This window comes from Salmonella sp. 741265073_HBA (genome assembly GCF_046569105.1).
GTDB lineage: Bacteria > Pseudomonadota > Gammaproteobacteria > Enterobacterales > Enterobacteriaceae > Salmonella > Salmonella enterica.
Window position 1 is genome coordinate 58,042 of the sequence record NZ_JBKFRY010000008.1, and the last position, 11,917, is coordinate 69,958.

At 55.2% G+C, this 11,917-nt stretch carries 9 protein-coding genes and 1 pseudogene; 5 read left to right on the plus strand and 5 right to left on the minus strand.

Annotation, left to right across the window (positions count from 1 at the left end; all coding sequences use genetic code 11):
* Positions 1-136: 136 nt before the first annotated feature.
* Positions 137-571 carry a universal stress protein UspA gene (uspA, locus tag ACLD3P_RS12685; RefSeq protein ID WP_000323565.1) on the minus strand — a complete coding sequence of 145 codons (435 nt, stop codon included), beginning with the start codon at positions 569-571 and terminating at the stop codon, positions 137-139.
* Positions 572-958: 387 nt separating this feature from the next.
* On the opposite strand from uspA, the gene uspB reads away from it, so the two are divergent.
* Positions 959-1,294 (plus strand): universal stress protein UspB, encoded by a 336-nt coding sequence (gene uspB, locus ACLD3P_RS12690; protein ID WP_000626193.1) that lies wholly within the window; start codon positions 959-961, stop codon positions 1,292-1,294.
* Positions 1,295-1,433: 139 nt separating this feature from the next.
* On the opposite strand, the gene pitA is transcribed toward uspB, so the two are convergent.
* Positions 1,434-2,930 carry an inorganic phosphate transporter PitA gene (gene pitA, locus ACLD3P_RS12695; RefSeq protein WP_000902764.1) on the minus strand — a complete coding sequence of 499 codons (1,497 nt, stop codon included), beginning with the start codon at positions 2,928-2,930 and terminating at the stop codon, positions 1,434-1,436.
* A gap of 230 nt (positions 2,931-3,160) precedes the next feature.
* Here pitA and ACLD3P_RS12700 point away from each other — a divergent pair, with 230 nt between their 5' ends.
* The 4 genes from ACLD3P_RS12700 to ACLD3P_RS12715 all read left to right on the plus strand — a co-directional run bounded on the left by ACLD3P_RS12700 (position 3,161) and on the right by ACLD3P_RS12715 (position 9,592).
* A complete protein-coding gene (locus ACLD3P_RS12700) occupies positions 3,161-4,357 on the plus strand; it encodes an NAD(P)/FAD-dependent oxidoreductase (RefSeq protein ID WP_131046758.1) in 1,197 nt (398 codons plus the stop codon).
* A 305-nt stretch (positions 4,358-4,662) separates the two neighbouring features.
* On the plus strand, positions 4,663-5,730 hold the full coding sequence (locus ACLD3P_RS12705) for an HlyD family secretion protein (RefSeq protein WP_131046759.1): 1,068 nt from the start codon (positions 4,663-4,665) through the stop codon (positions 5,728-5,730).
* Positions 5,727-8,468, plus strand: a complete 2,742-nt coding sequence (gene rbbA, locus ACLD3P_RS12710) for a ribosome-associated ATPase/putative transporter RbbA (RefSeq protein WP_000202924.1) — start codon at positions 5,727-5,729, stop codon at positions 8,466-8,468. The genes ACLD3P_RS12705 and rbbA overlap by 4 nt, the downstream gene beginning before the upstream one ends.
* Positions 8,468-9,592 carry an ABC transporter permease gene (locus ACLD3P_RS12715; RefSeq protein WP_001214750.1) on the plus strand — a complete coding sequence of 375 codons (1,125 nt, stop codon included), beginning with the start codon at positions 8,468-8,470 and terminating at the stop codon, positions 9,590-9,592. Before rbbA ends, ACLD3P_RS12715 begins: the two co-directional genes overlap by 1 nt.
* A 102-nt stretch (positions 9,593-9,694) precedes the next feature.
* Here ACLD3P_RS12715 and nikR read toward each other — a convergent pair whose 3' ends face one another.
* The 3 genes and pseudogenes from nikR to ACLD3P_RS12730 form a co-directional block, all read right to left on the minus strand.
* Positions 9,695-10,096 carry a nickel-responsive transcriptional regulator NikR gene (gene nikR / locus ACLD3P_RS12720; RefSeq protein WP_001190057.1) on the minus strand — a complete coding sequence of 134 codons (402 nt, stop codon included), beginning with the start codon at positions 10,094-10,096 and terminating at the stop codon, positions 9,695-9,697.
* Between the two features lie 91 nt (positions 10,097-10,187).
* Positions 10,188-10,766: pseudogene (gene acpT / locus ACLD3P_RS12725) on the minus strand (4'-phosphopantetheinyl transferase AcpT).
* Positions 10,767-10,817: 51 nt separating this feature from the next.
* A complete protein-coding gene (locus tag ACLD3P_RS12730; protein ID WP_000179589.1) occupies positions 10,818-11,867 on the minus strand; it encodes an AI-2E family transporter in 1,050 nt (349 codons plus the stop codon).
* Between the last annotated feature and the right edge of the window lie 50 nt (positions 11,868-11,917).

Below are 11,917 nucleotides of genomic sequence, written 5' to 3' on the forward strand. Positions count from 1 at the left end.
GCGAAGAAGGGGGGATAAACAAAACGCCCACATAAGCGGGCGTTGTTGTTGATAGCCGGAATTTGCCTGGTGGTCAGGCCAACCTGATTGACTATAGACCAGACGCGGTCTTAGCCGCCAGCCGGCACGGCAAGTATTACTCTTCTTCGTCGCGCAGCGGAACAATCAGCATGTCAACGTGAACGGTGTTGATCAGCTGGCGCGCAGAAGACATCAGTTTGCTCCAGAAGTCCTGGTGATGACCGCAAACGACCAGATCCATATCGTATTTCTTGATGGCGTCAACCAGCACCTGGCCCAAATCGCCGCTACCGCTCAGGGTTTCAGTGATAGGGTAGCCAGCGTTGGTAGACAGCTCGGTCAGCGCGTGGTGGGTTTCTTCGGAGATACGTTTCTGCATATCGCCCAGATTGACGTCAATCAGACCGGTGTACAGGTCTGAATAATTCACGTCAACGTGGATGAGGGAGATTTTCGCGTTGTAGGGGCGCGCCATAGAGACCGCTTTTTCAACCAGAACTTTACTTTCCGGGGAGAGATCAACTGCGATAAGAATGTGTTTATAAGCCATAGTGTTACTCCTTCCATAAGTTGTCGATGACCATTGAGCTACTGGCGTTTCTTATGCCGCCGCGTCACCCGCGTCCTGCGAACTCTATGCGCGGGGCTAGCTCAGCCGTTTACCATAACTATCCTTACATTATAGCGACCAGGATAATCCGTCAATCTGCCTTGCTTGCCAGTTAGTTAAACAAAATTTCTAGGGAATTGCATTGATAGTGATTAACCTTCTGGTAAAAAAATTAACTGATCTCCTACAATGTGTATAAGAGCCGTTCGAATGCGGAGCGCTAATATGGACGGCTTTCGTAGTACTCTTTCACTGATTGTCTGGCAGGGTATCGGGGAGCGGTAGTCCCGGAGAGGAACTCCGTGGGCGGGTCGCCGGGGAGGAGATATGATAAGCACCGTCTCACTATTCTGGGCTTTATGTGTCGTTTGCATTGTTAATATGGCGCGCTATTTCTCATCGCTACGCGCACTGTTAGTGGTACTTCGTGGTTGCGATCCTTTGCTCTATCAATATGTCGATGGCGGCGGCTTCTTTACCACGCATGGTCAGCCCAACAAACAGGTGCGCCTGGTATGGTATATCTACGCTCAGCGCTATCGCGATCATCATGATGAAGAATTTATTCGCCGTTGTGAACGCGTGCGCCGCCAGTTTCTGCTGACCAGCGCGTTATGCGGTTTGGTGGTGGTGAGCTTGATTGCGCTCATGATTTGGCACTGAATAAAAAAAGCGGGCCAGTTTCCTGACCCGCTCGTATTAGATAAGCCTCCGGATGACGCCGCTTGTAGCGGCCTGTCAGGCCTGTGTCGTTTCATCCTGACAGGCCGGATTAGCGACAGCGCTATCCGGCCCATTTGGCTTAAATAATCTTCAGGGAAAGCCAGTACAGCACGCCGGAAAGAATAATCGCCGCCGGTAACGTAAATACCCAGGCCATCAGAATGCTGGTCACGGTTTTACGCTGCAACCCGCCGCCATCAACGACCATGGTTCCCGCCACTGAAGAGGAGAGTACGTGAGTGGTAGAAACTGGCATACCGGTGTAGCTGGCAAGACCGATAGAGACTGCCGCCGTCATCTGCGCCGACATTCCCTGCGCATACGTCATGCCTTTTTTACCAATTTTCTCGCCGATAGTGGTCGCCACGCGACGCCAGCCGATCATCGTACCAATACCCAGCGCCAACGCCACTGCCATAATGATCCACACCGGCGCATACTCAATGGTGCTTAACATATCGGTCTTCAGCTTTTTCAGCAGGCGCTGGTCATCGCTGCTTACGCCAGGCAATTTCACGACTTTGTCGGTCGTGTCGGAAATGCACAGCATAATGCGACGCAACTGACTACGCTGTTCAACGCTTAACTTGTCGTAGCTTTCCACGTTTGCCAGCATCCCTTTCGCACGGTTAAGCGCGTTAATGGTGTTAGCCGGATGGCAGTGGAATTCAGTCGGTTCAGTCGCGCCCGGTTCCGGAGAGGGAATCAGTTGGTCAACGCCGGTGACGGCTTTCAGCAGGTCAGGACGCTGCTCAAAGTACGTTTCGACATTGTTGATAGCATCGCGCGTACGGGTGATTTCGTAGCTGGAGGCATTCATATTGACCACGAAACCCGCAGGCGCGACGCCAATCAGCACCAGCATGACCAGGCCAATGCCTTTCTGACCATCGTTCGCGCCATGCGAAAACGCCACGCCGATAGCTGAGAGGATCAGCGCGATACGCGTCCAGAATGGCGGCTTTTTCTTGCCGTCTTTCTTTTCACGTTCGGCTGGCGTCAGGTGGATACGGGCGCGTTTCTTAGTACCGCTCCAGTAGCGGCGCAGCAAGAAAATCAGACCGCCGGCGAATACCAGACCGACAATAGGGGAGATAATGAGTGAACCGAAAATATTGATAACTTTCGGGATGTTAAGCGCATCCACCACTGACGTGCCGGTCATCATCGCATTGGTTAAACCGATGCCGATAATGGCGCCAATCAGCGTGTGGGAACTGGACGCCGGCAACCCGAAATACCAGGTACCGAGGTTCCAGATAATCGCCGCCAGCAACATGGAAAAGACCATAGCGAGGCCGTGCGCGGAACCCATGTTGAGCAGGAGATCCGTTGGTAGCATATGCACAATGGCATACGCCACGCTGAGACCCCCCAGCAAAACGCCAAAAAAGTTAAACACCGCCGCCATGACAACCGCCAGCTGCGAACGCATCGCACGGGTGTAAATCACGGTTGCGACTGCATTGGCTGTGTCATGGAAGCCGTTAATTGCTTCGTAGAACAGCACAAAAGCCAGAGCAAGCAATAATAAAAGCCCGGTATGTAAATCCAGGCCAGCAAACAAATGTAGCATAGGACGTTACGCCATTTTGAGGACATGAACGCGGCGCATTATCAGTGACTTTGGCGGCGCGGGCAAAGTGAAATATAGACTTTTTTTGATGTACTTCGTGCTTTGTTTGATATCACTAAAGAATTATCTTATATATTTCAGATAAATACCATTTTCAGGCGCTTTTCGCGCTGGTGCGACCACTGAGGAAACTTTACAATTCCCGCCCGAATTTGAGAGAGGAAGGCGACGTGGAAAGGTTTGATGCCGTTATTATAGGCGCTGGCGCAGCGGGCATGTTTTGCGCCGCGCAGGCAGGACAGGCGGGTAGCCGCGTGCTGCTCATCGATAATGGCAAGAAGCCAGGGCGTAAAATCCTCATGTCCGGCGGTGGACGCTGCAACTTTACTAATCTTTATGTTGAGCCTGCTGCGTATTTGAGCCAGAACCCCCATTTTTGTAAATCAGCGTTAGCCCGCTATACCCAGTGGGATTTTATCGATCTGGTCGGCAGGTATGGGATAGCCTGGCATGAGAAAACGCTGGGACAGCTTTTTTGCGATGATTCCGCCCAACGCATTGTCGATATGTTGGTTGCCGAGTGTGACAAAGGCGGCGTAACGATGCGCCTGCGTAGCGAGGTACTGAGCGTCGAGCGTGATGAGTCGGGTTTCGTACTGGCGTTGAACGGCGAGACGGTGACTACGCAAAAGCTGGTGATTGCCAGCGGTGGCCTGTCGATGCCGGGGCTTGGCGCATCGCCGTTTGGCTATAAAATCGCCGAACAGTTTGGTCTCAAGGTGTTGCCGACGCGCGCCGGGCTGGTGCCCTTTACGCTGCATAAGCCGCTGTTAGAACAGCTCCAGACGCTGTCTGGCGTCTCTGTGCCCTGCGTGATTACCGCCCGCAATGGTACGGTATTTCGGGAAAACCTACTTTTTACCCATCGTGGGCTGTCCGGCCCCGCCGTTTTACAGATTTCCAGCTACTGGCAACCGGGCGAGTTAGTGAGCATTAACTTATTGCCGGACCTCTCGCTGGAAGACGTTCTCAATGAACAGCGTAACGCGCACCCGAACCAGAGTCTGAAGAACACGCTGGCGATGCATCTGCCGAAACGGCTGGTGGAGTGTTTACAACAGTTGGGGCAGATCCCGGATGTATCGCTCAGGCAGTTGAACGTTCGTGACCAGCAGGCGTTGGTTAACACGCTTACGGCCTGGCAAGTGCAGCCTAACGGCACCGAAGGCTATCGGACAGCGGAAGTGACGCTGGGCGGCGTGGATACAAACGAACTATCATCGCGGACTATGGAAGCGCGCCGCGTGCCGGGTCTCTATTTTATCGGCGAAGTGATGGACGTCACCGGCTGGTTGGGCGGCTATAACTTCCAGTGGGCGTGGTCGAGCGCCTGGGCCTGCGCGCAGGATTTGGCGGCAAAACGCTAAGTACCATTACAAACAATAAGCGAATAGACATCCCGGACAGAGGTGTTAGTATCGATTTATAGCAGTTATGAGTATGCGTGTTTCATTTACGGCCAGGAACGCTGATGATGACAACATTACTCCCTCTTTTCCGGGTACCTACATCATTCACTCCCTTTGACGGCGAGCGCTTCATCGGCGTCTGTTCGTCGTCTGGCCCCTTTTCTTTTTTCATTCTTATCCCGAATGGAAACCCCCGCTGAGCGCACGCCCGGCGGACTTTGTGACACGCATGGTTAGACAACAGGGATTACGGCGGGTCGATTATGGACAAAATGAAGCGTCATCTGGTGTGGTGGGGAGCGGGGATTCTTGTGGCGGTGGCCGCGATAGCCTGGTGGATGCTGCGCCCTGCGGGAATACCGGAGGGATTTGCCGCCAGCAACGGCAGAATTGAAGCCACCGAAGTGGATATTGCCACTAAGATTGCCGGGCGTATTGATACCATCCTCGTTTCGGAAGGGCAGTTCGTTCGTCAGGGCGAGGTGCTGGCGAAAATGGATACCCGCGTGCTGCAGGAGCAGCGGCTGGAGGCGATTGCGCAGATTAAAGAGGCCGAGAGCGCAGTTGCCGCCGCCCGTGCCTTGCTGGAGCAACGCCAGAGTGAAATGCGCGCCGCGCAGTCGGTCGTCAAACAGCGGGAAGCTGAGCTGGACTCCGTCTCTAAACGTCACGTGCGTTCCCGTTCGCTGTCACAGCGTGGCGCGGTATCTGTACAACAGTTAGATGACGATCGCGCGGCGGCGGAAAGCGCGCGCGCCGCCCTGGAGACTGCCAAAGCGCAGGTATCTGCGGCAAAAGCGGCGATTGAGGCGGCGCGTACCAGTATTATCCAGGCGCAAACGCGCGTGGAAGCGGCGCAGGCGACCGAGCGGCGTATTGTCGCCGACATCGACGACAGCGAATTAAAAGCGCCGCGCGATGGACGCGTGCAGTACCGCGTTGCGGAGCCGGGTGAAGTGTTATCGGCTGGCGGCCGGGTGTTGAACATGGTCGATCTCAGCGATGTTTATATGACATTTTTCCTGCCGACCGAACAGGCGGGGTTGTTGAAGATCGGCGGCGAAGCGCGACTGGTGCTGGACGCCGCGCCGGATCTGCGTATTCCGGCGACGATCAGTTTTGTCGCCAGCGTGGCGCAGTTCACGCCCAAAACCGTGGAAACCCACGATGAACGGTTAAAGCTGATGTTCCGTGTCAAAGCGCGTATTCCGCCAGAGCTACTGCGACAGCATCTGGAATATGTCAAAACCGGTTTGCCGGGAATGGCCTGGGTTCATCTGGATGAGCGCGTGCCCTGGCCTGACGATCTGAACGTGAGGCTGTCGCAATGACGTCGCTGACGCTGGTGCCTGTTCCTCCCGTGGCGCAGCTTGAGGGGGTGAGCCAGCATTACGGAAAAACGGTCGCGCTGAACAATATCACGCTGGACATTCCCGCCCGTAGTATGGTCGGGCTGATTGGTCCGGACGGGGTGGGTAAATCGAGCCTGCTGTCGCTGATTTCTGGCGCGCGGGTGATTGAGCAAGGGAACGTTATCGTCCTGGGCGGCGATATGCGCGATGCGAAACATCGCCGCGACGTCTGTCCGCGCATCGCCTGGATGCCGCAGGGGCTGGGGAAAAACCTTTATCACACGTTATCGGTTTATGAGAACGTCGATTTTTTCGCTCGTCTCTTTGGTCATGACAAAGCTGAACGCGAAGCGCGTATTACCGAGCTGCTGAACAGCACCGGCCTGGCGCCGTTTCGTGACCGTCCTGCCGGGAAGCTGTCCGGTGGGATGAAACAAAAGCTGGGGCTGTGCTGTGCGCTGATTCATGACCCGGAATTGCTGATTCTTGATGAGCCTACCACCGGCGTGGACCCGCTCTCCCGCGCTCAGTTCTGGGACTTAATCGACAGTATCCGCCAGCGCCAGACCAATATGAGCGTGTTGGTCGCAACGGCCTATATGGAAGAGGCGGAGCGCTTTGACTGGCTGGTGGCGATGAATGCGGGCGAGATACTGGCAACCGGCAGCGCGCAGCAACTGCGGGCAAAAACTCATAGCGCGACGCTGGAACAGGCGTTTATCGCCCTGTTGCCAGAAGCGCAGCGCCAGGCGCATAAGCCAGTGGTGATCCCGCCGTATCACGCTGAGCAGGAAGAGATTGCCATTGAGGCGAAAGATCTGACCATGCGCTTCGGTAAGTTCGTCGCGGTTGACCATGTTAATTTCCGCATTCCGCGCGGCGAGATTTTTGGCTTCCTCGGTTCAAACGGTTGCGGCAAATCGACCACCATGAAAATGCTGACCGGTCTGCTTCCCGCCAGCGAAGGCCAGGCCTGGCTATTTGGCCAGCCGGTAGACCCGAACGACATCGATACCCGTCGCCGGGTCGGGTATATGTCGCAGGCTTTTTCGCTCTATAACGAACTCACCGTGCGGCAGAATCTGGAACTTCATGCCCGCCTGTTTCATATTCCGCCAGCGGAGATCCCGGCGCGCGTCGCGCAGATGATCGAACGCTTTATGCTAACGGAGGTGGAAGATACGCTCCCCGCTTCGTTGCCGCTCGGTATCCGCCAGCGTTTATCGCTGGCGGTAGCGGTGATCCATCGCCCGGAAATGCTGATTCTTGATGAGCCAACGTCCGGCGTTGATCCGGTCGCCAGGGATATGTTCTGGCAGCTTATGGTCGATCTTTCGCGTCAGGATAAGGTGACGATTTTTATCTCGACCCATTTTATGAACGAAGCGGAACGTTGCGACCGAATGTCATTGATGCACGCCGGTAAAGTGCTCGCCAGCGGTACGCCGCAGGAATTGGTGCAACAGCGGGGCGCGGCCAATCTGGAGGCGGCGTTTATTTCCTGGCTACAGGAAGCTGCGGGAGCGGCTCCTGAAACCCCAATACCGCCATCCCAGACGCCCGCCGCGTCAGGTAAACCGTCGCGGCAGGGATTGAGCTTCCGGCGTTTGTTCAGCTACAGTCGCCGCGAAGCGCTGGAGCTACGCCGCGATCCGGTACGCTCGACGCTGGCGCTGCTGGGAACGGTAATTCTGATGCTGATTATGGGCTATGGCATCAGTATGGACGTGGAGAACCTGCGTTTTGCCGTACTCGACCGCGATCAAACCGTCAGTAGTCAGGCATGGTCGCTCAATCTGGCGGGATCGCGCTATTTTATCGAACAGCCGCCGCTCGCCAGCTATGACGAGCTTGACCGGCGGATGCGTTCGGGAGAGTTGGCGGTTGCCATTGAGATCCCGCCTAATTTTGGCCGCGATATTGCTCGCGGTACGCCAGCGCAGATTGGCGTCTGGGTGGATGGCGCCATGCCCAGCCGCGCCGAGACGGTGAAGGGGTACGTTCAGGCGATGCACCAAAGCTGGCTGCAGGAGGCGGCAAGTCGTCAGCCGAACCCGGTTAAACAGACCGGGCTGCTCAACATTGAAACGCGCTATCGCTATAACCCGGATGTGAAAAGTCTGCCCGCTATCGTTCCGGCGGTCATTCCGCTGCTGCTCATGATGATCCCGTCAATGCTTAGTGCCCTGAGCGTGGTGCGGGAGAAAGAGCTGGGGTCGATGATTAATCTGTACGTAACGCCGACGACGCGCAGCGAATTTTTGCTGGGTAAACAACTGCCGTATATCGCGCTGGGTATGCTGAACTTCTTGCTACTGTGCGCGCTGTCGGTCTTTGTGTTCGGCGTGCCGCTGAAAGGCAGCTTTCTCACGCTTACCCTCGCGGCGCTGCTTTATGTCATCATCGCCACCGGTCTGGGGCTGCTGATCTCCACGTTTATGAAGAGCCAAATCGCCGCTATTTTTGGGACGTCGATTATTACCCTCATTCCGGCAACACAATTTTCCGGCATGATCGATCCGGTGGCTTCGCTGGAAGGACCGGGAAGATGGATCGGCGAGATCTACCCGACCAGTCATTTTCTGACGATCGCGCGCGGGACGTTTTCCAAAGCGTTGGATCTGTCCGATCTCTGGCCGTTATTTATGCCGTTACTGATTGCCGTCCCGGTGGTGATGGGTCTGAGCATTCTGCTGCTGAAAAAACAGGAGGGGTAATGCGCGGATTACGTAATATTTATAACCTCGGCGTCAAAGAACTGCGCAGTCTGCTGGGCGACAAAGCGATGCTGGCGCTGATCGTCTTCGCCTTTACGATTTCGGTTTACTCCTCCGCTACCGTCCTGCCCGGTTCGTTGCATCTTGCCCCTATCGCCATCGCCGATATGGATCAGTCGCAGTTGTCGAACCGTATTGTGAATAGTTTTTACCGCCCGTGGTTTCTGCCGCCGGAGATGATTACGGCAACGGAAATGGATGCCGGACTGGATGCCGGACGCTATACCTTTGCGGTCAATATTCCGCCGAATTTCCAGCGTGATGTGCTGGCCGGACGTCAGCCTGATATTCAGGTTAACGTCGATGCGACGCGCATGAGCCAGGCGTTTACCGGCAACAGTTATATCCAGAATATTATTAGCGGCGAGGTCAACAGCTTTGTGGCGCGCGCGCGGGGAGATAACGTTCAGCCGGTGTCGCTGGAGATTCGGATGCGCTTTAACCCAAATCTGGACCCGGCGTGGTTTGGCGGCGTGATGGCGATTATCAACAACATTACCATGCTGGCGATAGTGCTGACCGGATCGGCGCTGATCCGCGAGCGAGAACACGGCACGGTAGAGCATCTGTTGGTGATGCCGGTCACGCCCTTTGAGATCATGATGGCAAAAGTGTGGTCGATGGGGCTGGTCGTGCTGGTGGTTTCCGGTTTGTCTTTGATGCTGATGGTGAAAGGCGTACTTGGCGTACCGATTGAAGGATCGATCCCATTGTTTATGTTGGGCGTGGCGCTGAGCCTGTTCGCCACCACTTCAATTGGGATTTTTATGGGCACCATCGCCCGTTCGATGCCGCAACTGGGGTTATTAATGATTCTGGTACTGTTACCGCTACAAATGCTTTCCGGCGGTTCCACGCCGCGCGAAAGTATGCCGCAGGCGGTGCAGGATATTATGCTGACCATGCCGACGACGCATTTTGTCAGCCTTGCCCAGGCTATTCTTTATCGCGGCGCAGGTTTGAGCATCGTCTGGCCGCAGTTCCTGACCCTGCTGGCGATAGGCGGCGTGTTCTTCCTGATAGCGCTGTTACGCTTCAGAAAAACGATTGGCACAATGGCGTAAACATTATTGCCGGATGGCGGCTGCGCCTTATCTGGCCTACAAACGACAGACGTGCGAGCGTAGGCCGGGCAAGCGAAGCGCCCCCGGCAAGGCGCTGGGGCGTTAGTCTTCTTTCGGCAAACACTGCAAGTGGCCGTGGCGCACGCCGCGCTGGGCGATAACATCATCGGCAAAATGCTGTACGTCGCCCATATCGCCCTTCAGAACGGCGATCTCCAGACAGTCATCGTGGTTGATATGGACGTGCAGCGTGGCGACGGATAAATCATGATGATGATGCTGGGTGGAGACGATGCGGCTGGCTAAATCCCGTTTCTCATGTTCATAAACATATGAAAGTACCGCGAAACCCTGTGTGCCGTGTTCCTGGGTGGCCTCCTGCGCCAGAGCGCCGCGCAGAATATCACGGATCGCTTCGGAGCGATTATTGTAGCCGCGTCGCTGGCTCAGGCTGTCCAGCGTTTCCAGTAAATCGTCATCGAGGGTGATGGTGACACGTTGCATCTGACTTAAACCTTTTGGTATGGCGCGTCGGCGCATGGGAAGCTCCGCATTTTGTAACACACGTCCGCCGCCAGAGGGAAAAATTAATGTGTCATTGTGCTTTCATTATCGTCTGCGACGTCAGCGTAAACGGTGTGGGGGTACAGACTGCCAGACTGAGCGTATCGAGCTGACACTGGCTGACCGACAAGGCAGAGGGCAACGTGCTGTCCACGCTGACGATTTGCCAGGCGCTGCCGCCGCGTTGTTTTACGATGGCTTCTTTACGCGTCCAGATACGCCAGAAGGCCGTCAGTTGTCGCTCCGGACGTTCCGCTTCCATTTCAGCATGTTCGCCGAGGCTGAATACCGCATTCGCCAGCGAACGCCAGTTATCGCGCGGGCGGATCACTTCAATATCGCAGCCGACTTCACCTTCGTCGCTAAGCAACAGAGCAATAGTGTCGCCGCTATGGCTGAGGTTAAACCACAGCGGCGTTCCGGCGGAAAAAGCCGGTTTACCCTGTTCGCCATACACCATCTCCGGTAGCGGCGAGAGCGCACGGGAAAGCAGCACGCGCCCGGCCAGCTAGCTTGCCCGGCGAACGCCCTGCGGCGCCTGAGCGATTAACGCGTCGGGCAATTGACCTGCGCTTAATGTTGACACTTTTCCCAGAACGATCTGGTACATATCAGGACCAACGTTGCCTATGAAGAAGAGGAGATTGTAGCATCTGTCGCCTCATCCCGGTAAACGGCTTTTCGGTCGGCCTGGCCCCAGTAAGATCGCCAGTTTGCTGCCGCCTTTAGTGGTTTCCATCCAGATTTTGCAGACGCTGGTCAAAGGAACGGACAAGAGCATCCCGACCGGGCCTAATAGCCATCCCCAGACCAATAACGAAAGAAATACCACCAGCGTGGACATTCCCAGACGATGGCCCATCATGCGTGGCTCCATAATGTTGCCAATCACCATATGGACCACCAAAAAGAGCGCGCCGACCAGTACGCACTCGTAAAAACCGTTAAATAACAGCGCCTGAATCATGGGGGGAACGGCGGAAATCACCGAGCCGATATTAGGAACGTAATTGAGCAAAAAGGCCAGTACGCCCCACATTAGCGCAAACTGAATACCCATTAACGCCAGTCCCAGCCAGATAATCGCGCCCGTCCATAAACTGAGCAGCGTTTTCAGCGCCAGATAATGCGAGACGCCTTTCAGGGCGCGGTGCAGGCCGGCAATATGGATTTGTGGATTGTTTAGCGCGAAACGTAATTTATAAGGCACGTGACGCACCTCAAACAGCATAAAAACCACGGTCATTACCAGCAGCACAATGCTTGCCATCGCGCCCGATACGCCGGTCATTAATGTTGTGGTGAAGAGCATGATTTTATCGGAATCCATCCCGCGGAGCATACGTTCCGGCGACATATGTAAATTCAGGAAGGGCATTAACTCCTGAAGGTGTAAGACCTTACGCGTCAGCTCCTTGCTGTATTTAGGCAGCATAGCGATAAATTCATTAAGCGATGCGGCAAGCACACCCACCAGCGCGGTAAGCACGATCAGCATGACAACCACCACGATAGTAATCGCCAGCGGTCGCTTCACGCCCCGGCGAATAAACCAGGTCACTAATGGATTAAGAACAATGGCGAAAAAGAGCGCCAGCAAGAGTTGTACAATAATATCCGCCGCGGCATGAATCCCGGCGAGAATAATAACCAGGGAGGCCAGTTTCAGCAGAATATGCATACCCGTTTTGTCGGGTTGAGCGGTTGCCATGAAGTTTTCCTTGTTGTGTTTTTTTCTAAGTGTAGCGGCTGCCCTGATAC

Coding starts and splice junctions, on each gene's coding strand:
- uspB (WP_000626193.1), top strand. CDS start 959: ATGATAAGCACCGTCTCACTATTCTGGGCTTTATGTGTCGTTTGCATT.
- uspA (WP_000323565.1), bottom strand. CDS start 571: ATGGCTTATAAACACATTCTTATCGCAGTTGATCTCTCCCCGGAAAGT.
- ACLD3P_RS12730 (WP_000179589.1), bottom strand. CDS start 11,867: ATGGCAACCGCTCAACCCGACAAAACGGGTATGCATATTCTGCTGAAA.
- rbbA (WP_000202924.1), top strand. CDS start 5,727: ATGACGTCGCTGACGCTGGTGCCTGTTCCTCCCGTGGCGCAGCTTGAG.
- nikR (WP_001190057.1), bottom strand. CDS start 10,096: ATGCAACGTGTCACCATCACCCTCGATGACGATTTACTGGAAACGCTG.
- ACLD3P_RS12715 (WP_001214750.1), top strand. CDS start 8,468: ATGCGCGGATTACGTAATATTTATAACCTCGGCGTCAAAGAACTGCGC.
- ACLD3P_RS12705 (WP_131046759.1), top strand. CDS start 4,663: ATGGACAAAATGAAGCGTCATCTGGTGTGGTGGGGAGCGGGGATTCTT.
- pitA (WP_000902764.1), bottom strand. CDS start 2,930: ATGCTACATTTGTTTGCTGGCCTGGATTTACATACCGGGCTTTTATTA.